Source organism: Endozoicomonas sp. G2_2 (genome assembly GCF_017744135.1).
Classification (GTDB): Bacteria; Pseudomonadota; Gammaproteobacteria; order Nevskiales; family Salinisphaeraceae; genus Salinisphaera.
On record NZ_JAGHQU010000010.1, the window covers coordinates 80,317 to 104,205 of the forward strand.

Genomic DNA, 23,889 nt, shown 5'->3' on the forward strand with positions numbered 1-23,889 from the left:
ATCCCGGTTGCCGCGCGCAGCCAAAGGAGCCGCCCGCATGGCGCAACCACCGCTCAGCCGCGGCCGCTATTTCATCTTCATCGCCGTACTCGGCATGCTTACGGCGATCGCCCCGCTGTCGATCGACATGTACCTGCCGGCGATGCCGGGGCTGGCGCGGCAGTTCGCGGTCGACCCGGCCTATGTCCAGTACAGCCTGAGCCTGTTCTTTCTCGGGCTGGCGGCCGGTCAGCTGACCTACGGCCCGCTGTCGGACCGCTACGGACGGCGGCCGATTCTGTATTTCGGCATCACGCTGTATCTGGTTGCCGCGGTCGCCTGTGCGTTGTCGACATCGGTCGGCATGCTCATCGTGGCGCGCGCCGCCCAGGGGTTCGGGGCTGCCGCCGCGCCGGTCATGGCCCGGGCGGTCGTGCGCGATCGCTTTGCCGGCGCCAAGGCGGCAAGCGTGATGTCGTTCGTCGTGATGGTGATGGCAACCGCGCCGCTGGTGGCGCCCATCGTCGGTGGACTCGTGCTCACGTTCGCCAGCTGGCAGGGCATCTTCTGGCTGCTCTGCGTTTATGCGCTGATGTGTCTGGTCGCGTTGACGGCGCTGCTGCCGGAATCGCATCCGCCGGAGCGACGCACCCGCGATCGCAGTCTGGTGGCCCAGTACATCGGTTATCTGGCGCTTCTGCGGCGCGGGCCGATCACGCTGTTTCTCGTTTGTGGCGGGCTGATGTTCGGCGCCCTGTTTTCCTATGTGGCGGCGAGTTCGTTCATCTATATCAACCAGTTCGGTGTCGACGAGTCGGTATTCGGTTTCTACTTCGGCGCCAATGTGCTCGCCATGCTGGTCGGTACGGCAGCCAACGGACGGCTCGTGATGCGCTTCGGTTACCGCACGCTGCTCGGTGTCGCGGTCGCGAACACGCTCGGCTGTTCGTTGGTGCTGCTGGCGACCACGCTGACCGGCTTCGGCGGCTTCTGGGGCGTGGCGATTCCGCTGTTCTTCCTGCTGTCCACGGTGGGCGTGGCCGGTGCGAACACGGTTGCCGGACTGCTCGATCAGGCGCCGGACGCCGCCGGTGCGGCCTCCGCGCTGTTCGGCGTCGTGCAATTCAGCTGCGGGGCGCTGGCGACCTGGTTCGTCGGCGTGTTCGGTGGCGATGCCGCAGCCATGGCGATCGTGATGTGCGCGGCCTCTGCCGGTTCGACGCTTGCCTATGTCATGCTGCGTGCGGTCACGCGCGAGGCGTCGGCGGACGCGACAAACGCCTGATTCGGGCGGTATTTAACGGCCCGCGACTCGTTTTTTCGAAAGCGAACAGCGGGCACGAAGGAGCGGTTTGGTCCGGCGCGCGGCCACGCGACAGGCCGGTTCACGGCCCGGCGGGCGGCGGGCTAGAAGGCGAGAATCAGGCCCATGCCGACGGCGATATTGTCGCGCAGGTCGTCGTTCTTCGCCTTGTCGATACGGTCGTCATCCAGGCCCAATCCACCCTGGAATGCGACGCGCTGGTTGATCCAGCTCTGCTTCATGAAGCCGCGCAGACCGTAATCCGGGTTGAAGATGTTGAACGACTCCACTTCCGGCGAGAACTCGACTTCGCCGTCCGCGTTCAGCGTGATGTTGGTGGTCGCGGGCTGCGCAGCGGCGCTGTCTTCGTTGTCCGGCGCGGCGTGGGCTTCGACCAGTGCGGCGACATCGGCGTCGCGCGGCACCTGGAGATTGAGCTCGCGCTGCTCGGCATCGCTCTCCACGAAATCACCGGCTGCGGACGCGTCCACGCCGTTGGCGGCAATCTCGGCGTCGGCACTCGGAGGCGCCGGCTCGACCGGCGTGACGGGCTCGAGCGTGCCGGCTTCGTCGAGACGCAGGGCAATACCGTTCTCGGCGGGCGTCTTGTCGGTTTGCGTTGACCTCGCCGCCGCGCGATCGGCCGGCGCGCTGGTGGGTTCGGCGCTGGCCTGGCGCGGTTCGGTGTCCGGTACGGGAGGCTCGTCGAGGTAGGACAACGCGAACACGCCACCGACACCCGCTGCCAGAAGCAGCGCGCAGGCGGTCTGCGTGCGAATGTTGCGAAGAGTTTTCATCGCCTCTGAATCCTGGTCGCAGCAATGGCGACCACACCGAAACATGTGTGCGAAACCCGTACCGGCTCATATCATCGCGCGAAGCCGCGAAAAGCACAATACGAGCGGCGTTGAAAATCGCCGCGAGTCAGTCCGCTAGAGCGACCCCCTCGAGTCGATTCGCACGCCCTTACGCCCGGCGTCGCGCCATCCCCTCGGAACCGGCGCGCGCCGGTCGCGCTCACGCGTTGCGTTCGGCCTCGACGTTGCGATTCCAGATCGATTCGTCGATACCCTTGGACAGCTGCGGATGATCCTTGATCCGGAACAGCGGCTCATGGCCCTCGCTGCGCTGGGCGAAGTAGTCGCGGGTGAGGGTATAGATGGTCTTCGACAGGATCAGAATGGCGATCAGGTTGATCGTCGCCATCATTGCCATGGTGGCGTCCGCGAAGTTGAACACCGTGGTGACCGGCTGCAGTGCGCCCCAGATCACCATGCCCAGCGCGCCGAGTTTCAGCACCGCGAGCGAAGCGCGCTGGCCGAGCCCCATGAACTCCATCGCGTTCTCGGCATAGGAATAGTTGCCGATGATTGAGGTAAACGCGAAGAACAGGATCGCGATCGAGGCGAACGCCGGCCCCGCGAAGCCGATGTGGGCGCTGAGCGCGTTCTGGGTCAATTCCATGCCGGTGACGCCATCCGGGCCGTAATCGATCACGCCGGAAAGCAGGATCATCAACGCCGTGGCGGTACAGATGAGCAGGGTGTCGATGAACACGCCGAGGCCCTGCACAAGCCCCTGACTGGACGGGTGGTGCGGGTCGGGGACCGCGACAGCGGCGATATTCGGCGCCGAGCCCATGCCGGCTTCGTTGGAGAACATGCCGCGCTTCACGCCGTTGAGCAGGGTCGCCATGATGCCGCCGGTGAAACCGCCGGCCGCCTGTTCGAAACCGAACGCCGACTTGACGATCAGCGCGAGCACGCCCGGCACATCGGCGATATTGACCACGATGACGTAGAGCGCGAGCAGCAGATACAGCCCGGCCATGATCGGTACGACCTTTTCGGCGACACGGGCGATGGAGCGAATGCCGCCGAACATCACGATACCGGCGACCAGCGCCACCGCGATGCCGCTTACCGCTTTGGGAATGGAAAATGCCGAATCCATGGCCTCGGCGATGGAATTCGACTGCACGGCCGAGAACACGAGCCCGAACGAGGCCAGCAGACAGACCGAAAACACCATGCCCATCAAGCGCGAGCCCACGCCCTTGGCCATGTAGAACGCCGGGCCGCCGCGATACTGGGACTCGGCATTGCGTACCTTGTAGAGCTGCGCCAGGGTCGATTCGGCATAGGCGGTCGCCATACCGAACAGGGCGACGAGCCACATCCAGAAGACCGCGCCGGGACCCCCCAGGTAGATGGCGACGGCCACGCCGGCCAGATTGCCGGTCCCCACGCGCGACGCAAGACTGATGGTCAGCGCCTGAACGGGCGAGATGCCGTCGGCGGTCGCGCCGCGCGATCCGACGATGACCCGGAAGAATTCGCCGAAATGGCGAAATTGCAACAGATCCAGGCGAATGGTGAAGAACACGCCGACGGCCAGCAGACCGTAGACGAGCACATAGCCCCAGAGGATGCTGTTGAGAAAGTCGATGATGGCGGACATCGCGGGTCCTTGTTTGCGTGGCGGCGGGCGCGGCGGGGGGGGGGGGCAGGCTCGCGGCAGGCGGCCGACAACAGCCCGTCGTGGTGACAGGCGGCCGGTACACCGCACGCATCTCGCACCCCCCGGTACGACCCAACCGTTCAGGTAATCGAGTTTCAACAAATACACCGCAGCGCAATAAAACGCCAGCGAAACGCCGGGAACAGCAGTGATGCAGGGTGTTGCGCCTGTCGCGCCGAGCAGCCGTTGGGCCGCGGCCGAGCGCGCCGTTTTATCGCGCATTTCAGCAGGTTGTCGGGCACGCGTCGGCCGGTCGCCAACCCCACGCCGCGCGCCTCGCGATGGCAAGTGGTCAACGACTATTGCTTTTTTTGGGCCGTGCAATTGCGCGCGCGGAAACCGTTTGCGCCGCCGCGCCGGCTGCTATAAACCAATAGTGAAAAGGAGAAAGAAGGCCCTACGCCGCCGCGATCGTGTTCGTCGCGACAGGGCGTTTTCTGCAGCCGATCCGCGACAACAATAATCACAGCGATTTCGGGAGGGCAGGGTTGATGATGGATTCGCGACAGCCGGCGGCCGCCCGAGAAAAAGGGCTGTGTGTCCTGGACAGTCGTCGACAGGTGCTCTTCGCGAACGAGGCGCTGGCGGCGCTGCTCGGGCTGGGCGGTGCCGGGGAACTCCTCGGCCAGTCGATCGACACCTTTTTCGATGCGCAAAGCCGGGATTGTCTGAAGCGCAGCGAGTCGGTGCCGGCACCGGCCGATCCCATGCGGGTCACGCTGTTGCCTTGCAATGCCCGACCGCTGCCCGCGTATCTCGCCTGCCACAATTTTCACGGCGACGCCGCGACCTTCGCGGGGGCCGTGCTCATCCTCACGCGTCGCTCGCTCGGCGAATCGTCCGAGCAGGATCTATCGGATCAGCTGGAAGTGGCGCTCGAGGCCGGCGAACTGGGCGCGTGGAGTCTCGATCTGCGTACCGGCAAGGCATGGCGCACGGAACTGCACGACCGCATCTTCGGTTACGAGAACAAGCTGCCGGACTGGTCCTACGAGACCTTTATCGAGCACGTGATCGACAGCGACCAGGCACGGGTTAAACAGAGCCTTGCAGACGCCATGGACGCCGTGCGGCCCTGGGAATTCGAGTGTCGCATCCGCCGCGCCGACGGCGCGCTGCGCTGGATCTGGGCGCAGGGCCGGTTGCAGCGGGACGTGCAGGGCGAGTCGCTGGGCCTGTTCGGCGTGATCCGCGACATCAGTGCACGCAAGGCCGCCGAGGAACAGATCGAATTTCTAGCGTATTACGACCCGCTCACGCGGCTGCCGAATCGCCGCCTCATGACCGATCGGCTCGGTCAGGCCGTGCGCGCGGCGGCACGCCACAAGCTGGCCGGCGCGATCTTTTTCATCGATCTCGATGATTTCAAGACGCTCAACGACACGCTCGGTCATCACACCGGCGACCAGATGCTGCTCGAGGTGGCGCGCCGGCTACTGTCCTGCCTGCGGGCGCAGGACACGGTCGCGCGGTTCGGCGGTGATGAATTCGTGGTGATGATGGAAGGCCTGGGCGATTCGCAGGCCGCGATCGTCAACGCGGTACAGCAGGTAGCCGACAAGATCCTTGAGTCGATCGAGGGGCCGTACGATTTCAGCGTGCTTCGGCACCGTCGCACCACCTGCAGCATCGGGGTCGCGATCTTCGGCAGCACCCACGACACCCCGGATGCCCTGCTGCGCCAGGCCGATATCGCCATGTACCGCGCCAAGGCAGCGGGCGGACACGCGGTGCAGTTCTACGCGCCTCACATGCAGGCGGCGATCGACGAGCGGGTCGCGCTGGAAAGCGAGATCCAGATGGGTCTCCGGCAACAAGAGTTCGAGCTCTACTACCAGCCCCAGGTCGATCTCGCCGGTGATTCGGTCGCCGCGGAGGCGCTGTTGCGCTGGCGTCATCCCAGGCGTGGTCTGGTGTGCCCGGACCAATTCATCCCGGTGGCCGAAACCTCCGGACTGATCGTGCCGCTTGGCGTCTTCGTGGTGCGTGCGGCCTGCCATCAGCTCAGCGTGTGGTCCGAGGACGCCGCCATGGCGCGCATCGCGGTTGCGGTCAATGTCAGCGTGCGCCAGTTTCATCATCCGGATTTCGTCGACGAGGTCTGCGCCGCGCTGGACGCCACCGGGGTCGATGCCAGCAAGCTCGTACTGGAGCTCACCGAGAGCGTGCTGTTGGACTGTGTCGAGGATGTCGCCGCACGCATGATCCAGCTCCGGTCACGCGGGGTGCGATTTTCGCTCGACGATTTCGGTACCGGTTATTCGTCGCTCTACTACCTCAAGCGTCTGCCGATCGATCAGCTCAAGATCGATCAGCGGTTCGTTGCCGACGCGCTCAACGATGCCAACGATCTCGCCATCGTGCGCACCATCATCGCGCTGGCGCAGGGGCTGGGCCTGCGCGTCATTGCCGAGGGCGTGGAAACGCAGGCAGCCAGCGGCTTCCTGCTCGCCCACCAGTGTCATCTGCAACAGGGTTTTCTGTTCAGCGAGCCGCTGCCCACCGAGGCCTTCGAGCAGTTCATGCGGGCGCAGCGGATGGTGGAAGGTGCATCGAGCGAAGACGCCGCGTGTGGAGCGCCGTATGCATGACACGTGTTGCGAGCTGCGTATGTCGAGCGTTATCGCCCGCGGCCCGCGCCCAGTGGAGTGGACCCCACGGCTGCCGCGGTTCACTGACGGCGGATCTTGCGTGGAACCCCCACGGCGGCGTCGGCTTGCCGGTCGTGAAAGATGCGAACCGGCATTGAGGTGCCGGCCGTGGCCGGCGCTAGCGGTGGTCCGCGCTGCCGATCTTGAGGAGCGACACGAACAGCGAAATCACGATCAGGCTGAACAGAAATGCGAAGCCGGCGTGAAAAATCACCAGTGACCAGCTGAGCAGATCCACGGGCTTGAACGCCGGGGTCAACGCGAACTGGATCGATAGCGACTGGATCAGCGCCGCGCCCGTCCCGAGCTGTGCGTCGGCCGTCGCCGGGGCGCCGTCGAAAACGCCCGCCTGGGTATAGACAAACGCCATGAGCAGCGCCGCCGTGAAGTAGTTCTCCAGCGCGAGCACGATCGTGCGGCCGGTGGCGGCGACCATGCGCCCGGGGGTCACCTTGCAGCGGCCGAACAGGATCACGCCCAGTTCCTTGGTCAATATGCCGACCACCCGAAGCAGCGCAGGCCAGATCAGCCATGCGACCAGCCCGCCGTTGCCCAGCCAGAGCAGCAGGGCGCCCAACAGCCACAGTGCGATATAGAGCTCCGACGCGAGATAACGGCGGGCACGCCAGCGGTCGATATCGCCCCGCTTTTCAAAGCGCGCGAGCAGCGCGTCGATCCAGGCGTACGGCGAAAGCCAATAGATCGCCAGTATAAGCCGCTCGACGGCGACAGCGCTGTTCATGTCCCCGGATTCCCGTTCAGATCGATGCATTCGCCGGGCCGCAGCGGGGTGAGTTCGGCCGGCGCCTGCTCGGGCCGGCCGTAGCCGGTGATATGCAGATCGCGTGTGGGGCGTTCCGCGGTATAGGCGGCCACCTGGGTGAAACTTGCGTGCTCGGCATTCGCGCGACCGCGCGCGTCGAGCACGACATGCGGCGCCACCCAGAGCCGGTCGTAGTAATCGTCGTCGCAGGCGGAGTCGCCGCCATAAGCCAGCAGCGGTTTGCCGTTCGCCTCCACAATGAACCCATAGCAGGGTTCGCTGTGGCGTGCGCGCAGCAGCCGCAGCGATAGTGTGTCGGTCAATGCAATCGGCGTGTCGGGCGCCACGTCCTGCCAGTCCGCGAAGGCCGATGGGGACGCGCCGGTGCTGTGCAACTCGTGAAGACGATGCGCGCGCAGCGTGGTCGCGACTTCAGCGGCGGCGATCACGCGCGGGCGATGATCGCGTGCGCATTCGGCCGCAAGGATCACCGGCAGTTCCGCGGCGTGGTCGCTGTGGTTATGGGTGATCAGCAGGGTCCGCGGTACGGCGCCGAACGCCGCCTTGCATGCGCGCACGACACCGAAGCCGGCATCGACGAGCAGCACGGGTTCGCCATCGACCAGCAATGCCGCGGAACTGCTCGCGTCGCCGTCGTACACAGCCGTCGCGCCGCGACCCGTGCCGAGGCATAGCAGGAACAGGCGCGAAGCGTCGGCGCTCATGGGCAAGGCGTGGCAAGGAACAGGGCGCCATCATAGCGGCGCAGCGATTCCGCGTCGCGCATTCCGACGGTCAACAGGCGATGCGGTTACGCCCGGCGAGCTTGGCTCGGTAAAGATTCTTATCGGCGGCGTGAAGCAGGGAGTCGAGCTTGTCCGCGTCGCCGGTTGCCGTCGCCACGCCGATGCTGGCGGTGAGTCGCAGCACGATGTCGCGGTGCGTGCAGCGCATGGCTTCGATGCGCGCGCGAAGGCGTTCAGCCAGCTGCTCGGCATGGTCCGCGTCGGTATTCGGCAACAGCAGGCAGAACTCCTCGCCACCGAGCCGGCAGGCGACATCGGCCTTGCGAATATCTTCTCGCATGATGTCGGCGACGTCGCGTAGTACAGCGTCGCCCGTGTCGTGGCCGTGGGCATCGTTGATGCGCTTGAAATAATCCAGATCGATCATCAGGAGCGACAGGGGCAGATCGCGCTGGGCCAACGCGCGGGCGTGACGCCGCTCGAGCTGGGCGCGATTGGCCAGCCCGGTAAGCGAGTCGGTCAGCGCCATTTCCGAGAGCTGGCGTTCGGCCTGTTCGCGGCTGGCTTCGTACACATGCGAGAACAGGTAGCTGCAGCTGGTCACGGTCACCACGTTGGCGACTGCTCCCGGCGTTTCCAGTACGCCTTCGGTGCCAAAACGCCAGAGAAATATCGCCGCGGACATGATGAGATAGAACGCCGAGAACAGGCCGCCGACCCAACGGCCGAGCAGCAGGTGGGCCAGCACGGGCATCACCAGCACCCAGCTGAAGACCGTGATGGAGGTGCTCGGCGAGGCGAACGCGTACATGGTGCCGCTGTAAAGGGTGATCAGATAGATCAGCGACCAGCGTTTCAGATAGGGCGTGCGGGGAACGACGCTCAGAAGCCAGATGGCGAACAGGCTGATCACGATTTCGATCGTCATCAGGGCGTACTTGCCCGCGCTGAAGTTGATCGCGGTGAAGACGGCGCCGAACAGCACGGTGAACGCGAGCAGCAACCGCAGCAGGTTGCGTCGATGCCGCTGCGACGGATCGGAATCCCGATCGGGCGTGGCCTCGCTCACCCATGCCCTTGCGATCGACGGACGCAGCCCGGGAACGAGTGCCAGTGTGGCCGCGATGCGCGCGCGACGTGCGGGCCGGCCCGCGGGGTCGCTCATGGTGCCGCGTCCATTCGAGCACGCGTCGCGCCCGACGGTTCGAAAACGCCGGCCGTTCGCCCACCGGCAGCCCCGCCATGCGGGCTCACCGAATGCGGTCGCACCGTGTGGGCAGTGCGGTCGTGCATGGCGCGCGGCCGTGCGAACGGGGTGCGTGTGTCCATGAAACGTCTATCGGCCGGGGCGAGCCATTACGTGAATACCGAGTCGGTCAGGTCGAGAACGACGCCGGGCCAGGCCCGACGGTTTCGCCTGGCCGCGCGCCGCGGTTTCGATTGTATCCCGGTTACCGCGCTCGCGATGGGCCGGTCCTTGTCTTGAGAGAGCGGGTAACGCGTCGGTTGGTACGCGACGGTAATCTGTGGTGCCAAAAAACATCGCCCGCAATTGAACGCGACGATTCAAGGGCGATACACCGATAAAAACGACCGATTCACGCGAGATAGGAGGAAACGATGGCAGAACAAACCCTGTACGAGCGTCTGGGCGGCGCCTACGCGATCGCCAGCGCGGTCGATTACCTGATCGACCGACTGCACACCAACGCCACGCTCAACAACGCCAACGACAAGGTCCAGGAATTTCACGCCGATCAGTACAAGGCCGGCTACAAGTTCATGGTCACCGCCTGGAGTATCGAAAAGACTGGCGGCCCGGCCTGCTATCCGGGCCGCGACATGTTCGAAGCCCACAAGCATCTCGGGCTGTCGGAATACGAGTTCGACGTCACGGCGCACGAAATCCGCAACACGCTTTACCAACTCGGTGTACCGCGACAGGAAGTCATCGACTTCATGGACATCATCGAAAGCTACCGAACGATGGTGGTGGCCGACGCGGCTTGAGCGTCATCGTCCGCAAGGCGGGGCGGGCTCGACTCGTCCCGTCTTGTGGCTGAACCGTTATCGATCGCCGACGCGTGGCACCGGCAGATGCCAGCCGCGCCGCATGGCCATGTAGCGCAGAAAGAAACATAGTGTCGCAGCCACGATGACCGTGGGCACGAACGGCCAGCCGAGCGTCATGCCCGTCACGGTGATCGTCGAGCCCAGCAGCGCCGCGGTGGCGTAGAGCTCGGTCGGCGCCAGCACCATGGGCAGGCGATCGATAAGCACGTCGCGCATGATGCCGCCGCCGATGCCCGTGATCATGCCCATCACCGCGGCCATGACCGGCGAAATGCCGTATTCGAGCGCCCGAATCGAACCGCCGACCGCGAACAGCGACAACCCGGCGGCGTCGAAGATCGCCACCGGCCGGCTGATGCGGTCGACCAGTCGATGGCCGAAAAAGACCACCAGCGCGGCTGCCATCGTCGTCAATCCGTAACGCACATCGGCGATCGCCAGCGGCGGCGTGGCGCCGATGAGCAGATCACGCGTGATACCGCCCACCGTACCGGTCGCGAACGCCAGCACCGCCAGCCCGAAGATATCCAGCCGCTTCTGTACCGCGGCCATCGCGCCACTGATGGCGAAAACGAAGGTGCCCGCCAGTTCGAGCACGGAAAGTAAAAGCTGCATGGCGATCGAAGCGGTCGGGTGCATGGCGCGGCGGTGATGCGTGGCATATTAAATGTGCGGGCCCGTACCGCGCCATGCCGGGTCATCGATGGGTCGCCACGCGCGCCGACACCACGCCGCCTGACATCGCAGACTGATAACATCAGCGTCCCGTCTCCCAGCGCAGCCGACCGATGATGGACACCGACGAATTTGCAGGCTCGAAGGCTGAGGTCCTGCTGGACGCGCACGTCGAGTGGGTGCTGGCGCGGCTTGACGGGCAGGCGTTGCAGGCCGAGCTCGAACGCCGCATCGACTGGCTTCTGGCTGACGCCGCGAAGCTTCGGCTCGCCGACGTGATCAGCGTCGAATCCGTGCAACACACCGCGGTGGATTACGCGGTCGACATGAAGATCGGCGGGGCGATTCCGGCACTCGTCGGCGATATCGCGGTCGCGCTTTATGAACACCCGGTACAGGAGCAGACCACGCTCGAAGAACTGCTGCCCGACCGCGAGTTCGAGGAGCTGCTCGACAAGCTCCTGGAAATGCAGCGTCTGCGTGAAGAGGTTATCCACCAGTCGGTATCCAACCCGGTTTTCGCGAACCTCGTGGCGCAGCTGCTGTATTCCGGTCTGCGGGGCTACGTTGCCCACAGCAAGCGGCTCGCCGCGCGCGTGCCCGGCGCCCGCACGGCGATGAAGCTCGGCCGGGCCGTGGTCGACCGTGCGCCGCCACGAATCGGCGATACCCTCGAGCGCGGCATCCGGCGTTATGTCGAACGCAATACCGAAGCCGGCATGCAGGCCAGCGAGGCCTATCTGCACGACGCCTTCGAGTCGGACGAACTGCGCCAGGCCATCCTCGATTTCTGGGACGACAACAAGCACCGCTCGGTTGCCTCGGTACGCGACTTCGCCGGTCAACTCGACATCGAGGAACTGTTCGTCATCGGCTATGAGTACTGGCAGCGGCTGCGGCGTATGCCCATCTACCGCGAGCTCATCGAGCGCGGTGTCGACGTGTTCTTCGAAAACTACCGCGACGCCACGCTCACCGACCTGCTCGAAGACATCGGCGTCACGCGCGACATGATGGTGCGTGACGGCATGCGTTTTCTGCCGCAGGTCATCGAGGCGCTGCGCGCCAAGGGCCTGCTCGCCCCCGCGATCCGTCGCCAGCTGGAAGATTTCTACCGGTCCGACGCCGTGGCGGCGATTCTGGGTTAGCGGGCAGGGCGCGCGTCGCCATCGCGCCAGGATAGCGTTGCGCGGATGACGGCGTGCCCATCGCGGGCGACGCCCTCCCGCGCGCACCCGTCGAAAGCGCGCCGTCCTTGTTGGGTGCCGCCAAGCGACGCGTTATTTCCAGATCCACCAATATCTTGCACGCACACGCAGGCCGTGCGCTCAGCGTGCCGTGCCGCATCGCTCTCCAGACCGGCTTGCCCGGCGTATTGCAATCGCCGCGCGGGCGCACTTAACTGTTTTCAACAACAACAAGGGGCACGCCGCAAACGCTGTTGCAGCGCGTTGGCAGCATTGGCGTGGAAGGGGCACGGGATGGGTAAGCGGGTTGCATGCGGCTGCGTGCTGGTGGCTGTTGTGCTTGGACTGGTGGGCTGCGCGTCCACGATGGACCAAAGTCAGTATGTAAACAGCACGCTACGCGGGGAAAATCCCGAACGGGGGATTCGCGACGCGGCCGTGGCCAAGCGTGGACTGCCGGGCGAAAGCCGGCACTATGCCAAGGCGGCGCGCCTGATCGGCGCCAGCCGCGCGCCCGCGTCGAGCTTCAGCCAGCCGTATCGGTCGCGCTATGGTTACGGGCAGGATGTCGGCGCGTTGAAACGGCTCGGCCTCATCGACGTGGCAGTGCGTTACGACATGCAGGACGACGTGCCCGTCTACCGCTTCGTGCTCACCCCCAAGCGCAATGTATCCGCAGAGGCGATCCGCAGCTGGGCACCGATCGCAAGGGTCGCCGTAACCCTCGGATACAACCAGCGCGCCTATCTTTACGCGCCATTGCCGCCGGTCGGTGAACGACTCGTAAACGGTCAGGTCGTGACGCCGTGGACCTTCTGCCCGGCCTGTATTGCGTACAGCAGCGGCCAGAGCAAGTTGAGCGACGACGACTTCATGCGGGAGTTCAAGACCCGCGCGCCGCGGCTGATTCAGGGCAGTGCCTATCGCGGTATCGATAACCTCGGCTTCGTGACGAAGGCCGAGGGGCTCACGAGCGGCGTGGACGCGGCGGCCGCGGCGCGCCAGGCCTTTGTACAACGGCTTGCCGGGCACGGCGACAAGCGCGTCGCGGCGGCCGAGGCGAACCGCCGCTATACGGATTTCATCAACAACACCTACAAACCGCGCACGATGGCCGCGGCGCTGCGCGAGGCCCGGTGCGGCAGCTATCGGACAGCGCCGAACATCAACCAGAACGCGGAATACAACCGGCGCGAAATTACCGCCAACGAGCGCTATATCCGTTGCGCCGGGAACGTGGCCGACGCCTACGATTTCGCGGCCTATACCGCCGACTGGCCTGAGCTCGAGGCCCGCGAAACCGCCCTCTGGGAACAGACCTACGGCATCGAGCGCAAGGCACTGGTGGACCCGGAGGGCCAGCTGGCTTATGCGCGCTCGGGCATCGAGGAGGCCTATGCCGGCATCGACAACCTGCTGCGCTATGCCAACGCCAAGGAGGCGCAATACGCGCGCAAGCAGCGCTCCCAACAGGCGATGATGACCGCGTTCCAGAACGCGAATCGCAACATACAGACCATGATGGCCGAGACACGAGACCGTCGGGTCGTGGTTACGCCCGAAGGATATGTCTCGACAGTGGGCGCGGAGCGCCGGCGCGCCCTGGAACGCGCCCGTGCCCGAACCTGAAGTCGAGCCCATCGCCGGCGGCATGCAAGGCTGCGTGCAACTCGTCGAGACCATACGTCATCCCGGCAAGTCAGCGCTTTCCTCCTGCACTTACGACGAGCCCGAACGTCTGGCACTCACGCTCAAGTTCCGCAACGCCTGCGGCGTGCCGGTACACGTGATGATGGATCTGCTCTACGACACTGGCGAGACCGAGGAGGCCGGCGAATACAACATCGGCCCTGGTCGTACGCGCACGAGCGTCGGGTTCTGTGGTGCGACGAAGTACAGCTATTCGTACGAGGAGACCAGCGAGTCGGTCAGCAAGCGTAGCGAGTAGCGATCGACCGCGATCGCCACCGGGCGGAGAGTTGTAGATGAAACGCGACTGGCGACGGAGAGCGGCAACATGGTCGTCATCGACAGGCCCGACCGCGTGGTGTGGGACAATCGGGTGCAAACGAATGTCGGTATTTTCGGTAACGACCATCGCATGATCGGCGACGCCTGGCGCTGCTGCTGAGCGTCTCGCCAATACGGCGTGCAACGTGCCCCATGGCAATCCTGGCGTGGAATCGGGGCCTACCTCGCAGGTTGTTGCAGCGCTGCGCGATCGCGGTCGTTCGATGTCATGCACGGAACCACGATGGCAAAGCATTATCCGCAAACGCCGGACGGTCGGTACTTCGTTGCCAAAGGGCGGCTCTGGCGGCGTAGCGATCCTGCGCTGAGCGAGCAAACGCGTGCGCGTCGGGTCAAGCAGCTCATGGCGGCGCGGCGCGCGGTCAAACACGCAGAAAGCGACGAACAGAGAAAGGCGGCGCGTGCCGACGTGCACGACGCCAAGGTCGCGCTCGGCGAACGTGGCGCGATCTGGTGGACAGACGGGGCGCCGGACGAGACGCGCAAGAAGCCGGAGAACAGCCGTTATGCGCATTGGTGGCAATCACTCGCCCCGGAATCGCGCGCTGCAGGCGGCGGCTGATGGGGAGGCTGTCGCGGATCCCGGCGGAAACGCGGTTAAGGCCGGTTGCTCATGCGCGTAGCCGCCGGGCGACCGTGATCACGGCCGCCCGGCGACGATGCAGATTCTCTGGGGCGCAACGCTAGCGGTCGGCGTCGTCGTCCGGCGTCTGGTCCTTGCTCTCGTCGTGCGTGACCGGATTCTGGCCCTCGTAATGGCCGGCCTCATCCTTCTTCACCGGCGACTGCACGCGATAGCCTTCCTCGTGTGCCGCATAGCCGCCGGCAGCACCCGCACCGGCCGCGGCCACCACACAACCCTGCAGGCCTGCGCCGCAAAGCGCGACAGCGAGAACGAACAACAATTTACGCATGGCGGATTCTCCGAAAGAGTCGTCACAGCGCAGTATGCGCCCGCTGCGTGACGCGAAGCTGAACGCTGTGCCACCGCATCGGCGGATCAGCACGAAAGCGCCGGTGTCGCCACGTACCAGTGAGGTTGGTGGTCAGCGGCCTTTATGCGTGCCAGGCCGGCATGGGCCTGGCCGCGCGTACCTGCGCGTTCGACGTGCGAAATGCCGCGGGCCGTCTGGAAATTACGGCCGAATACCCATAGCGTGCGTAGCGGATGCCCGCGCAAGCCCGTTTTCTCCGTGATGGAAACCATGAGCGAACAAGAACTGATCGAAGCCAGCCCCTGCAAACTGCGCAACGGCGACTGGGGCTGCAAGACGGCCCAGCCCGTGAGCGTTGGCGATACGGTGCAGATCGTCACCCGCGCCAATAAACAGTGGCGTGCGCAGATCACGCAGGTGATCTGGACCGACGATCAGACCTGTATCTGTGCCACCGAAAGCGAAAACAGCAGGGCGAAGCCGAGCGCGTCGCAGGACAAGCCGGCAAGGCAGGGTACCCGCGCGCCGAAAGCCGCCGCCAGTCGCGGCGACGCCTCACCAGCGCCGGACGAGCACGTCCCCGCGCCGCCGCGTACCGACGCCATGCCGACCGACGATCTGGACGCCATGGCCGATGCCGCGGCCGAACAGGAAGCGGATTACGACGACGTGATGAGCGCGATGGCCGAGTTCGAGCGCGAGAAGGGGCAGTAGCCGGCACAACGCGAACTCGACGCCACGCGGCTCGTCGGTCACGAGCCGCCGCGTCGTCCATGCCGCACGACGGCGCGCGCTAGAAAAACCGTTCGTAAGGCGCCTTGTCGCCGCCGCGCGGCACGTGAATCATGGTGGATTCGTAGCGGTTGTCGCCGTCGAATTCGACCCAGACGCTCGGGCCGCCGCCGTATTCGCTGCCATAGAACAGCGTGGCGCCAACCTTGCGGAAAAGCCGCGTGTCCTCGTCGTACTCCGCTTCCGGGCCGAAGCGGGCGCGAAAGCTCGATACCGTGCCCCCGGATTGGCCGAATGCGGCCATCGCGGCAGCAATGTCGTTGTTGATTTCGCCCGGCCCGATCACTCCGTCTGCCAGCGCGTCTTCAACGGCCGGCGAGCGCGCGCTTTCGGCGGATGACGCCGTATCGCCGTTCGTTTCCTGCGGCGGCGTCGACGGTTCCGCGGCCGCAGCCGTGGCGGGTGGCTCTACCTCGGCTGCCGATACGCCCGCCGCCGCCCGGCGCTTGTTCACGCCCTCGCTGGTCTGTACCGCCAGCACCGGGCTGCTCGCGCTCCAGGCATCGAAGCCGCCGGGCACGACCACAGAGGCCCAGGGCTGGTCGAAGCCGGTCTCGCCGTACCAGAACAGGTCGGAGGTTTTCTCGCCGCCGCTGGCGTCGACTGAGTAAGCCATGGCCGGGCCATACATCGCGACGACATCCCCGAGCGTCGTCTCGCCCGGCTCGATACTATCGACGAAACGCGAACGGTCCGCGGACGTCCAGACCGGCGAGTTCTCGGCGGTCAACCAGGCGGGCGGGTCGAGATACGGGGAACTCACGCAAGCGGAAAGCAGCATTGCAGGCGCGACGAGAACGGCGAATCGATATCGAAAAGCCATGGTTGACCCCCTTCCATGACAGCTGCGCTTAGCGCTCGAACGTCGAGCCTAGCTCGACTCGCCAATCGGTTGAATTCTTGTTGTACAGCGCAGCTCTTTACGGGCGAAGGCTGTGTTCGGCGCCCGGTCTGTAGGCGAAATCCGGTTTGCGGCGGACGGCGGCTGCTGTCGTCCGTCGCGCTTCAAAGGTTTGTGCAAGGCAGGGCGGCTTGCGTCAGCCGCGCGGCGGCAGCAGGCACGGGTAGCCGATCGCTGCCCGCGTGTCGTCGTCGGCCTGCCAGGGTCGATGGCGTTCGCGCACGGGCAGGGCGCGTAGTTCGGGTAGCCAGTGGCTGACGTATTCGGCGTCCGGGTCGTAACGCTCGGCCTGGGCGAGCACGTCGAAACCGTTGTCGCGCTTGTCGGTGCCCACGCCCGCGACGGTCGCCCAGTTGCCCCAGTTGCTCGCCACGTCGTAGTCGACCAGCTGTGTTTCGAACCAGGCGGCGCCGTGGCGCCAGTCCTGGCCGAGATCGCGGGCCAGATAGCTGGCGACATTCTGGCGCGCGCGGTTGGACATATAGCCCGTCGCCGCCAGTTCGCGCATTGCGGCATCCACGAACGGCAGGCCGGTCTCGCCGCGCTGCCAGGCCGTGAGCACATTCGCGTCAGCGGCCGTTGGCCGGTCGTGTCGATCTTGTATTCCGCCACGGTGGAAAAGACGCGGGCCTTCCGCCGCGAGAATCCAGTGATAGAACTCGCGCCAGCGCAGCTCGAACAACAGCCAGTAGGTGGATTTGTTGGCCACGACGTCGGTCTCGTACTCGGCGAGCGCGGCCGCGATACGCCGCGCGGAAATACAGCCCGCGGCAAGCCAGGGCGAAAATTTCGACGAGTACGCCATGCCCATCAGGCCGTTGCGTGTTGCCTTGTATTCGGCAATGCCGTGCGTACGCCAGAAGTAGTCGCGAAGCCGTTCGCGGGCCGCCGCTTCGCCGCCCGCGAACGGCGTTTCGTTGCGGGGCCAGTCGATGACATGAAAATGGTCCGCCAGGGCGCGGGCCGCCTAGGGTACCGGGGGCAAACGCTCGGGCGCATCCGTTGCAGCCTGAACCGTTGCCCCGGTTTCCACCTGCTTGCGAAACCGCGTGTAAACCCGCGGCATGTCGGCAAGCGCAAACGGCAGGTCTTTTTCCCGGTACAGCGTGTTGGCGCTGGCGGTACGCAGTGCCGCTGCGCCAGCAAGTGCCGTGCGTACGCGTTCGATCTGCGCTGTTTCTTCCGGTGCGATCGCCTGCTCGGTCCAGACCGTATCGGCGCCAAGCGCGGCCGCCAGTTCGGGCAGCACCTGCTCCGGTTCGCCGCGGCGTACGATCAGCCGGCCGCCGGCTTCGGCGACCGCCGAGCGCAGCGCCGCGAGCGATTCGCCGATGAACGCTCGTCGATGCCGACCCGTTTTTGCCGTGCCGTATGCGCTTGTCGCCTCGAAGCGATCGTCCACACAGAACACGCAAAGCAACGCCGGCGCCGCCGCAGCGTTTGCGAGGGCGGGGTTATCGTCGAGGCGTAGATCGTTCTTGAACCAGACGATCGCGCTTTGAGAAGTCGGCGGGCAGGGCATGACTGCACTACGCCACAGGCAAGCGATCGGATTACTGCGCCCAAAAGGCCCGCTGCGTGGTTGACACGGCGCGTTCGCTCGACCGGCGCGATGGACGTGGCGGGTTACGCGCCGGCCCCGCGCGCTGTATCGTTCCGCGCGGCCACCTGCTCCGGACAGCGAACCTCATGCCTGCAGACCGTATTGCCGAACAGCTCGCGTTCCTCGCGGAAATCGACGCGCTGAAGTCCGTGGTGCGTCAGTCGCCGCTCGTCGACCGAAGCCGGCGCGAAAACTCGGCGGAACATTCCTGGCATCTCGCGATGTTCGCGCTCGTGCTCGGCGAGGACGAAGCCGTAGATACCGGCCGGGCCATCCAGCTTCTGCTGGTTCACGATATCGTCGAGATCGACGCGGGCGACGCGCCCATTCATGGGAATCACGACTCGACAGAGATCGAAGCCCGCGAGAACGCCGCGGCCGAGCGCCTGTTCGGGCTGTTGCCGGAAGAGCAAGCCGGCAAGCTGCGCGCACTCTGGCGCGAATTCGAGGCCGCCGAAACGCCGGAAGCCCGCTTCGCCAAAGCGCTGGATCGCCTGCAGCCGCTATTGCTCAACACGCTCACGGGCGGCGGCACGTGGAGAGAAAACCGCGTGTCCGAGCAGCAGGTGCACGAGCGTTACGGCCCGCCCATCGCGCGCGGCTCCGCCGAACTGTGGCAACACGCGCGCGAACTGGTACGCGCCCATTTCAACCGCGCAGACACGCCAAGTTCCTAGGCGCGCGACTGCCCGGCGCATGCGGTAGGCGCGCTGTTTCATCCCGCACGCGTCGTGCCGCGTAACGTCAGCCGAATCGCCGGCGCGATGTGTCCGGGTACAGTGGAGCGCGGTCTACCGAAGCCATGCCGAAGATCATCGAAAAGTTTGCTCACGGCCCCATGTCGCCGGTCCGCGTGATATCCGTGTTTCGAAGGTGCGCGCCCTCGATCGTGTTCGCGAGCCTGCTCGTGTGTTCGGCGGTCGCGAGCGCGGCGTTCGACGCGAACGCGCGAGACGACATCGCCGAGCGCGCCGGCGAACTGGCCCGAACACATACGCTGCTCGTTGCCGTTAACGGCGAAACCGTTATCGAACGCGGGTATCGCGGCCACCGCACCCGCGAGACGGTCAATATCAAGTCACTGTCCAAGACCTGGATCGCCACGCTGGTAGGCGCGGCTATCGACCGCGGCGTTATCGAAAGCGCCGACCAGCCGGTGGCCGAACTGCTGGGCGACCGCGTGCCCGCGGACGTGGACCCGCGCGTTCGCGAGATCACCGTCGGCCAGCTGTTGTCGATGCAATCCGGGCTGGAGCGTACCTCTGGCGGCAATTACGGCGCGTGGGTGGCCAGCGACAACTGGGTCGCCAATGCCTTGCGGCGCCCGTTCGTGGCCGAGCCGGGCGGGCGTATGCTTTATTCCACGGGCAACAGCCACCTGCTTTCGGCTGCGCTCACTCAAGCCACCGGCCGCAGCACGCTCGTGCTCATGCGCGACTGGCTCGGCGAGCCGCTTGGCATCGAAATTCCGCCATGGACGCGCGATCCGCAGGGCATCTATTTCGGCGGCAACGAAATGGGCCTCGCGCCCACCGCGCTTCTGGCGTTCGCAGAAATGATCTGTCGCGACGGCAAGGTCGACGGCGAACAGGTCATCTCCAAGGACTGGATCGAAGCCAGCTGGCAGCCGCGCACCAACTCGGTCTATACCGGCGATGCCTACGGTTACGGCTGGTTCACCACCGAACTCGCCGGCGTCACCGCCCATTACGGTCGCGGCTACGGCGGCCAGGTGTTGTTCGTGGTGCCCGCAAAACAACTGAGCGTGGTGATCACCTCCGACCCCACGCCGCCGTCGAACGGCAGCTATTTCCAGCAGCAGGCCGCGCTTGTCGAACGGATTATCGAAGCGATCTGAACTCGGCGCCGGCCATATGGGGGTGCGACGTGATCGACCACGGCACAGGCGGCGGCGCCTTTTTCCAATGGCAAGCCTTTCTATACTGGCCTGCCAAATTCCGTGCGGTTTCTTAGCCGATTGCCGACGTGCGGCATCATGGCAACGTAGACACGCGCTATTCGACACCCGAGAAAAGCCATAGCCATGAACGACTCGCTGATTCTCCATCATTACGACGGCTCGCCCTACGGCGAAAAGATCCGGCTGATGTTCGGGCTGACCGGTGCGAAGTGGTCTTCCGTGCTTTGTCCGGTGCAGCCCCCGCGGCCCAGCCTCGACCCGCTCACCGGCGGCTACCGTCGCATCCCCGTCGCTCAGGTCGGTGCCGACATCTTCTGCGATACGGCGCTCATCGCGCGGGAACTGGCCACGCGCTTGAGCTGCCCGGCGCTCGATCCCGCGCAGGTGGACGCCGACGCCGCGGCGCTCATGGCGCAGGCCCAGGGCAAGGCGTTCTTCGCGGCGATCGGCGCGGTGCCCACGCCGCGACTGCTCACCACGATGCTGCTCAAGTTCGGGCCAATCGGCGCGGTGCGGTTCGTCAAGGACCGCATCAGCCTGCTCAAGGGCTCGACGGTCCGCGCGCCGCAGGGCGAGAAAGCCAGAGCGGTATTGAACGCTTTGTTGGACGAGCTGGAAACCCGGCTCGAAACGCACGAATGGATCGGCGGCGACGCCGTTTCGGTCGCCGATTTCGCCTGTTTCCATCCGCTCTGGCTGTACGTCAGCTGCAATCGCCGGCCGCTCGAAGCCGGCCCGCAGGTCGAAGCCTGGTACCAGCGTGTCAGCGAGATCGGCCACGGCGAGCGTGAAGAGCTCACGCAGGACAAGGCGTTTGCCATAGCGAAAGAGGCCGAACCGCGAACCCTGCCGGAAAGCGTGTCCGATACGCCGGCCGCGATCGGCGCGAAGGTCGAAGTGGCGCCATCCGACTACGGCAAGGTGCCCGTCGCCGGAACCCTGGCCGCATTCACGGAAGACCGCATCGTCATCGCACGGGATACGCGGGAATTCGGATTGCTGCACGTGTATTTTCCGCGCGCGGGCTACGCCTTGACGGCAGCGTAGTCGATCGCTGTTAGCGAAGTACGTGCGGCATCACTCGATACACCCGTCGGTCGCCCGATTCGCCGGGCGCCAACTGCACGGCGGATACGGGCAGGCTTCGGCGCGCGGTTTTCTGCCCGCACGATGCGGGTGTGGTGCGAAATACGAAGCCAACGCGAATCCATCACGCGCATTCAGTCGGTTCGTTCTTCCGTTATGCGGAGTCAGGCCGGAGCCACAGACCGGCTCGCCGCTCGTGGCGGTCCGCGCTCGACGGCCGGGTTCCGGTGTCTATCGATTGATCGAGACCGTGTCGAACGCAAACGTCGAGCGCGCGGTCAAAAGCATTCGCATCACACGCAAAGGATTACAGGACCATGTCCAGCCCCGAACACAAACAGAAGATCTGGAATCTCATCAAGGAAATCCAGGTCGGCATGCTCGTCACGCAGGACGGCAACGTACCGCGCGCTCGTCCCATGCATCTGGTGCAGGACGAATACGACGGCACGATCTGGTTCTACACCCGTCGCAGCACGGAAAAGGTACTCGAGGCTCAGCAGGGCGATAGCGAAGTCTGTCTGACGTTCTCCGACCAGGAGGCCGGCGTTTACGTCTCCATGTCGGGCAAGGCGCGTATTACCGACGACCAGGCCATCATCGACAAATACTGGAACCCCGGCGTGGCCGCCTGGTTGCCCGAAAAGGAAGACCCGGACGTCGTCATGCTCGAAATCGACATCGAGATGGGCGAACACTGGGCCGCCAAGGAGAGCAAGGTCTTCCAGCTCTACGAAATGGCCAAGGCCAATATCGAGAGCGACAAGACGCCCAACATTGGCGAAAACGAGAAATTCGGCGGCTGATTAGCCTCACAGCCTGTCGACAGAAACGCCCGGTTCGCCGGGCGTTTTTTATGAACACAAAAAATCCGAGCGCGGGCCCTGCACGAACACACCGCAAGTTCCCGCCGCTAACTGGCCGCACGCCGGCGGACGCGACCCGCGCCGGAGTGAACGAGGCGAAGCAACGTGATTACTACGCCCGTTAATGCCGTCTATTCACGGCATGCCAGGCGCCGTCGTGACACGGGGCTCGCCAGGTTTGCGAGGCCCCGTTTGCGTGCGGAAACCTGTGCGTTCTCCTGGCGCGAACTACGGATCGGACTGGACTACCACTACCCGCGATTGGCCGTATCCTGCAGTTCGTCGATCCGCTCCGATGCCTGCGCCTTGGTCAGATTCTCATCGAACGTCTCGCCGGCTTCTTCGCATAGCGTTTGCAGGTAGGAGGCCTGAGCGCCGGTCATGGCTTCGTCGCCGGTCGTCCAGTTTTCTGGAGACTTCTCGACGTTGCTCGTATCCGCAGCCTGCTCGGCGTTCTTGGGATTGTCAGTCATGGCGTACCTTCAATGTAGAAAGAGGGCTGTATATACGTACACGTACCGTATCGTGGATGCAGGAGATGCCAGCGACTGAATAAATCGACGGATGCTAGCCGCGCAGCGCTTAAACCGCTTGAAAGGTCACCGGCCGCTTTATTCGTGCCGGTCGGCCCCGGCGGCTGCACAATGCAAGCCCCCCTGTGGCGGCCACGCGCCGGGACGATTGACGCTTCAAACAGGCTTCGCCATTCTCGAACGCCTTATCCACGCTTGCGATTCAAGCAGGCCGAAACACAACTGCCGGGGACTCGGAATGGATACTGCTGCTCTTTTTTCACTCGAAGGCCGTGTTGCGATCGTCACCGGCGGCTCCCGCGGCATCGGCCGCATGATCGCCGAAGGCCTGCTACGTCAGGGGGCACGTGTTTATATCACCGCCCGCAAGGCCGAAGCCTGCGACGAAACCGCGAAGGAACTCTCGGAAATCGGGCCGTGCGTCTCGTTGCCGGCCGACGTGTCGACCATGGACGGCATCCACGGCCTGGTCGCGGCCTATCGCGAGCACGAGAAGACGCTGGATATTCTCGTGAACAACGCCGGTGCGGCCTGGGGCGCCGAGTTCGACGAGTTCCCCGAAAGCGGCTGGGACAAGGCGGTGGACCTCAACATGAAAGCGCCGTTCTTCCTGGCGCAGGCGTTCAAGCCCATGCTGCTCGAAGCCCGCGCCGCCGGCCCCATCGCCAAGATCATCAATATCGCCTCGGTCGACGGCCTGTCGCTCAACCCGCAGGAAACTTATTCCTACCACGCCTCCAAGGCCGGCGTGATCCATCTCACCAAGCGCATGGCGGTACGCCTGGCACCCGAAGGCATTGCCGTGAGCGCCATCGCCCCCGGCGCCTTCGCCTCGAACATGAACAAGGTCGCCCGCGACCACGGCGACGAGATCAAGGGCCGCATCCCATCCCAGCGTATCGGCGAGCCCGAGGACATGGCGGGGGCCGCGATCTATCTCGCGTCCCGAGCCGGGGATTACGTCGTGGGCTCGACGCTGATCGTCGATGGTGGTGTGAATATCGCGCGCTGAGCCGGGCGGGGCAGAAGGAAGTGAACGTGTAAGGTTTGGCCGTGAGGCTGAGCAATTGCCGGCCGCATTATTTTTCGGCACTTGCTCGTGCAGAGGGGAAACGTTTCCGTTGGCCTGAGTTTAGGCCTATCTCAGTGCGGGTTGTTGCATTTGGAGGGCGAGTCAATCGCGCTATGCACAATGCAAGACCTCGTATCTTGACGAAGCCGAAATAAAACAGGACGTTAGTCCTGATGAAGCGGCCGGGCCGGCAGAGGCTGACAAGACTTAAGGCGATATAGCCTGTGGGTCAGATAAGTCCGCCGGCCCGTT

At 65.0% G+C, this 23,889-nt stretch carries 24 protein-coding genes; 13 read left to right on the forward strand and 11 right to left on the reverse strand.

Annotation, left to right across the window (positions count from 1 at the left end; genetic code table 11):
- Positions 1-37: 37 nt before the first annotated feature.
- A complete protein-coding gene (locus J7355_RS12990; RefSeq protein WP_209063370.1) occupies positions 38-1,264 on the forward strand; it encodes a Bcr/CflA family multidrug efflux MFS transporter in 1,227 nt (408 codons plus the stop codon).
- Positions 1,265-1,386: 122 nt separating this feature from the next.
- On the opposite strand, the gene J7355_RS12995 is transcribed toward J7355_RS12990, so the two are convergent.
- Together J7355_RS12995 and J7355_RS13000 are read right to left on the reverse strand one after the other, a co-directional pair.
- On the reverse strand, positions 1,387-2,079 hold the full coding sequence (locus J7355_RS12995) for a hypothetical protein (RefSeq protein ID WP_209063371.1): 693 nt from the start codon (positions 2,077-2,079) through the stop codon (positions 1,387-1,389).
- Between the two features lie 220 nt (positions 2,080-2,299).
- Entirely contained in the window at positions 2,300-3,742 is a 1,443-nt protein-coding gene (locus J7355_RS13000; RefSeq protein ID WP_209063374.1) for a sodium:alanine symporter family protein, read from the reverse strand.
- 554 nt (positions 3,743-4,296) lie between these two features.
- Here J7355_RS13000 and J7355_RS13005 point away from each other — a divergent pair.
- Entirely contained in the window at positions 4,297-6,393 is a 2,097-nt protein-coding gene (locus tag J7355_RS13005) for a GGDEF domain-containing phosphodiesterase (protein ID WP_209063376.1), read from the forward strand.
- A gap of 178 nt (positions 6,394-6,571) precedes the next feature.
- Here J7355_RS13005 and J7355_RS13010 read toward each other — a convergent pair whose 3' ends face one another.
- From J7355_RS13010 to J7355_RS13020, 3 genes are all read right to left on the reverse strand, one after another.
- The gene (locus tag J7355_RS13010; RefSeq protein ID WP_209063377.1) at positions 6,572-7,195 is read right to left on the reverse strand and encodes a hypothetical protein; all 624 of its coding nucleotides are present in this window, start codon (positions 7,193-7,195) and stop codon (positions 6,572-6,574) included.
- Positions 7,192-7,941: an MBL fold metallo-hydrolase gene (locus J7355_RS13015; RefSeq protein WP_209063379.1), complete on the reverse strand. Its 750-nt coding sequence runs from the start codon at positions 7,939-7,941 to the stop codon at positions 7,192-7,194. Before J7355_RS13015 ends, J7355_RS13010 begins: the two co-directional genes overlap by 4 nt.
- 70 nt (positions 7,942-8,011) lie before the next feature.
- On the reverse strand, positions 8,012-9,127 hold the full coding sequence (locus tag J7355_RS13020) for a GGDEF domain-containing protein (protein WP_209063381.1): 1,116 nt from the start codon (positions 9,125-9,127) through the stop codon (positions 8,012-8,014).
- A 455-nt stretch (positions 9,128-9,582) separates the two neighbouring features.
- Between J7355_RS13020 and J7355_RS13025 the strand changes: the two genes are divergently transcribed.
- Positions 9,583-9,972, forward strand: a complete 390-nt coding sequence (locus tag J7355_RS13025; RefSeq protein ID WP_209063383.1) for a group 1 truncated hemoglobin — start codon at positions 9,583-9,585, stop codon at positions 9,970-9,972.
- A gap of 57 nt (positions 9,973-10,029) precedes the next feature.
- Here the strand turns inward: J7355_RS13025 and J7355_RS13030 are convergent, their stop codons facing one another.
- Positions 10,030-10,674 carry a trimeric intracellular cation channel family protein gene (locus tag J7355_RS13030; RefSeq protein ID WP_209063385.1) on the reverse strand — a complete coding sequence of 215 codons (645 nt, stop codon included), beginning with the start codon at positions 10,672-10,674 and terminating at the stop codon, positions 10,030-10,032.
- A gap of 152 nt (positions 10,675-10,826) precedes the next feature.
- Between J7355_RS13030 and J7355_RS13035 the strand changes: the two genes are divergently transcribed.
- The 4 genes from J7355_RS13035 (at position 10,827) to J7355_RS13050 (ending at position 14,490) form a co-directional block, all read left to right on the forward strand.
- Complete coding sequence (locus J7355_RS13035; RefSeq protein WP_209063386.1) at positions 10,827-11,858, forward strand: hypothetical protein; 1,032 nt, start codon at positions 10,827-10,829, stop codon at positions 11,856-11,858.
- 333 nt (positions 11,859-12,191) lie between these two features.
- On the forward strand, positions 12,192-13,526 hold the full coding sequence (locus tag J7355_RS13040) for a hypothetical protein (RefSeq protein ID WP_209063388.1): 1,335 nt from the start codon (positions 12,192-12,194) through the stop codon (positions 13,524-13,526).
- Positions 13,513-13,845 (forward strand): hypothetical protein, encoded by a 333-nt coding sequence (locus J7355_RS13045; protein ID WP_209063390.1) that lies wholly within the window; start codon positions 13,513-13,515, stop codon positions 13,843-13,845. Before J7355_RS13040 ends, J7355_RS13045 begins: the two co-directional genes overlap by 14 nt.
- A gap of 306 nt (positions 13,846-14,151) precedes the next feature.
- On the forward strand, positions 14,152-14,490 hold the full coding sequence (locus tag J7355_RS13050; protein WP_209063394.1) for a hypothetical protein: 339 nt from the start codon (positions 14,152-14,154) through the stop codon (positions 14,488-14,490).
- 121 nt (positions 14,491-14,611) lie between these two features.
- On the opposite strand, the gene J7355_RS13055 is transcribed toward J7355_RS13050, so the two are convergent.
- Positions 14,612-14,842, reverse strand: a complete 231-nt coding sequence (locus tag J7355_RS13055; protein ID WP_209063396.1) for a hypothetical protein — start codon at positions 14,840-14,842, stop codon at positions 14,612-14,614.
- A 291-nt stretch (positions 14,843-15,133) separates the two neighbouring features.
- Between J7355_RS13055 and J7355_RS13060 the strand changes: the two genes are divergently transcribed.
- A complete protein-coding gene (locus tag J7355_RS13060; protein ID WP_209063398.1) occupies positions 15,134-15,577 on the forward strand; it encodes a hypothetical protein in 444 nt (147 codons plus the stop codon).
- Between the two features lie 79 nt (positions 15,578-15,656).
- On the opposite strand, the gene J7355_RS13065 is transcribed toward J7355_RS13060, so the two are convergent.
- The 3 genes from J7355_RS13065 to J7355_RS13075 all read right to left on the reverse strand — a co-directional run bounded on the left by J7355_RS13065 (position 15,657) and on the right by J7355_RS13075 (position 18,078).
- A complete protein-coding gene (locus J7355_RS13065) occupies positions 15,657-16,478 on the reverse strand; it encodes a hypothetical protein (protein ID WP_209063400.1) in 822 nt (273 codons plus the stop codon).
- A gap of 214 nt (positions 16,479-16,692) precedes the next feature.
- Positions 16,693-17,511 carry a DASH family cryptochrome gene (locus tag J7355_RS13070; protein WP_209063422.1) on the reverse strand — a complete coding sequence of 273 codons (819 nt, stop codon included), beginning with the start codon at positions 17,509-17,511 and terminating at the stop codon, positions 16,693-16,695.
- Positions 17,512-17,523: 12 nt separating this feature from the next.
- Positions 17,524-18,078, reverse strand: coding sequence for a deoxyribodipyrimidine photo-lyase (locus J7355_RS13075; RefSeq protein ID WP_209063402.1), 555 nt, complete (start codon positions 18,076-18,078; stop codon positions 17,524-17,526).
- Between the two features lie 167 nt (positions 18,079-18,245).
- Here J7355_RS13075 and J7355_RS13080 point away from each other — a divergent pair, with 167 nt between their 5' ends.
- The 4 genes from J7355_RS13080 (at position 18,246) to J7355_RS13095 (ending at position 21,972) form a co-directional block, all read left to right on the forward strand.
- Positions 18,246-18,836: an HD domain-containing protein gene (locus J7355_RS13080; RefSeq protein WP_209063404.1), complete on the forward strand. Its 591-nt coding sequence runs from the start codon at positions 18,246-18,248 to the stop codon at positions 18,834-18,836.
- A 125-nt stretch (positions 18,837-18,961) separates the two neighbouring features.
- Positions 18,962-20,017 carry a serine hydrolase gene (locus tag J7355_RS13085; RefSeq protein ID WP_247739979.1) on the forward strand — a complete coding sequence of 352 codons (1,056 nt, stop codon included), beginning with the start codon at positions 18,962-18,964 and terminating at the stop codon, positions 20,015-20,017.
- A 186-nt stretch (positions 20,018-20,203) separates the two neighbouring features.
- Positions 20,204-21,127 (forward strand): glutathione S-transferase family protein, encoded by a 924-nt coding sequence (locus J7355_RS13090; RefSeq protein ID WP_209063406.1) that lies wholly within the window; start codon positions 20,204-20,206, stop codon positions 21,125-21,127.
- 356 nt (positions 21,128-21,483) lie between these two features.
- The gene (locus J7355_RS13095) at positions 21,484-21,972 is read left to right on the forward strand and encodes a pyridoxamine 5'-phosphate oxidase family protein (protein WP_209063408.1); all 489 of its coding nucleotides are present in this window, start codon (positions 21,484-21,486) and stop codon (positions 21,970-21,972) included.
- A 311-nt stretch (positions 21,973-22,283) separates the two neighbouring features.
- On the opposite strand, the gene J7355_RS13100 is transcribed toward J7355_RS13095, so the two are convergent.
- Entirely contained in the window at positions 22,284-22,505 is a 222-nt protein-coding gene (locus tag J7355_RS13100; RefSeq protein ID WP_209063410.1) for a DUF3072 domain-containing protein, read from the reverse strand.
- A 298-nt stretch (positions 22,506-22,803) separates the two neighbouring features.
- Between J7355_RS13100 and J7355_RS13105 the strand changes: the two genes are divergently transcribed.
- Positions 22,804-23,577 (forward strand): SDR family oxidoreductase, encoded by a 774-nt coding sequence (locus tag J7355_RS13105; protein WP_209063412.1) that lies wholly within the window; start codon positions 22,804-22,806, stop codon positions 23,575-23,577.
- Positions 23,578-23,889 lie beyond the last annotated feature (312 nt).

Bases quoted from the DNA above. Each gene is read 5' to 3' on its own strand.
- J7355_RS12990 (WP_209063370.1), top strand. From the start codon at position 38: ATGGCGCAACCACCGCTCAGCCGCGGCCGCTATTTCATCTTCATCGCC.
- J7355_RS12995 (WP_209063371.1), bottom strand. From the start codon at position 2,079: ATGAAAACTCTTCGCAACATTCGCACGCAGACCGCCTGCGCGCTGCTT.
- J7355_RS13000 (WP_209063374.1), bottom strand. From the start codon at position 3,742: ATGTCCGCCATCATCGACTTTCTCAACAGCATCCTCTGGGGCTATGTG.
- J7355_RS13005 (WP_209063376.1), top strand. From the start codon at position 4,297: ATGGATTCGCGACAGCCGGCGGCCGCCCGAGAAAAAGGGCTGTGTGTC.
- J7355_RS13010 (WP_209063377.1), bottom strand. From the start codon at position 7,195: ATGAACAGCGCTGTCGCCGTCGAGCGGCTTATACTGGCGATCTATTGG.
- J7355_RS13015 (WP_209063379.1), bottom strand. From the start codon at position 7,941: ATGAGCGCCGACGCTTCGCGCCTGTTCCTGCTATGCCTCGGCACGGGT.
- J7355_RS13020 (WP_209063381.1), bottom strand. From the start codon at position 9,127: ATGAGCGACCCCGCGGGCCGGCCCGCACGTCGCGCGCGCATCGCGGCC.
- J7355_RS13025 (WP_209063383.1), top strand. From the start codon at position 9,583: ATGGCAGAACAAACCCTGTACGAGCGTCTGGGCGGCGCCTACGCGATC.
- J7355_RS13030 (WP_209063385.1), bottom strand. From the start codon at position 10,674: ATGCACCCGACCGCTTCGATCGCCATGCAGCTTTTACTTTCCGTGCTC.
- J7355_RS13035 (WP_209063386.1), top strand. From the start codon at position 10,827: ATGGACACCGACGAATTTGCAGGCTCGAAGGCTGAGGTCCTGCTGGAC.
- J7355_RS13040 (WP_209063388.1), top strand. From the start codon at position 12,192: ATGGGTAAGCGGGTTGCATGCGGCTGCGTGCTGGTGGCTGTTGTGCTT.
- J7355_RS13050 (WP_209063394.1), top strand. From the start codon at position 14,152: ATGGCAAAGCATTATCCGCAAACGCCGGACGGTCGGTACTTCGTTGCC.
- J7355_RS13055 (WP_209063396.1), bottom strand. From the start codon at position 14,842: ATGCGTAAATTGTTGTTCGTTCTCGCTGTCGCGCTTTGCGGCGCAGGC.
- J7355_RS13060 (WP_209063398.1), top strand. From the start codon at position 15,134: ATGAGCGAACAAGAACTGATCGAAGCCAGCCCCTGCAAACTGCGCAAC.
- J7355_RS13065 (WP_209063400.1), bottom strand. From the start codon at position 16,478: ATGGCTTTTCGATATCGATTCGCCGTTCTCGTCGCGCCTGCAATGCTG.
- J7355_RS13075 (WP_209063402.1), bottom strand. From the start codon at position 18,078: ATGCCCTGCCCGCCGACTTCTCAAAGCGCGATCGTCTGGTTCAAGAAC.
- J7355_RS13080 (WP_209063404.1), top strand. From the start codon at position 18,246: ATGCCTGCAGACCGTATTGCCGAACAGCTCGCGTTCCTCGCGGAAATC.
- J7355_RS13085 (WP_247739979.1), top strand. From the start codon at position 18,962: ATGCCGAAGATCATCGAAAAGTTTGCTCACGGCCCCATGTCGCCGGTC.
- J7355_RS13090 (WP_209063406.1), top strand. From the start codon at position 20,204: ATGAACGACTCGCTGATTCTCCATCATTACGACGGCTCGCCCTACGGC.
- J7355_RS13095 (WP_209063408.1), top strand. From the start codon at position 21,484: ATGTCCAGCCCCGAACACAAACAGAAGATCTGGAATCTCATCAAGGAA.
- J7355_RS13100 (WP_209063410.1), bottom strand. From the start codon at position 22,505: ATGACTGACAATCCCAAGAACGCCGAGCAGGCTGCGGATACGAGCAAC.
- J7355_RS13105 (WP_209063412.1), top strand. From the start codon at position 22,804: ATGGATACTGCTGCTCTTTTTTCACTCGAAGGCCGTGTTGCGATCGTC.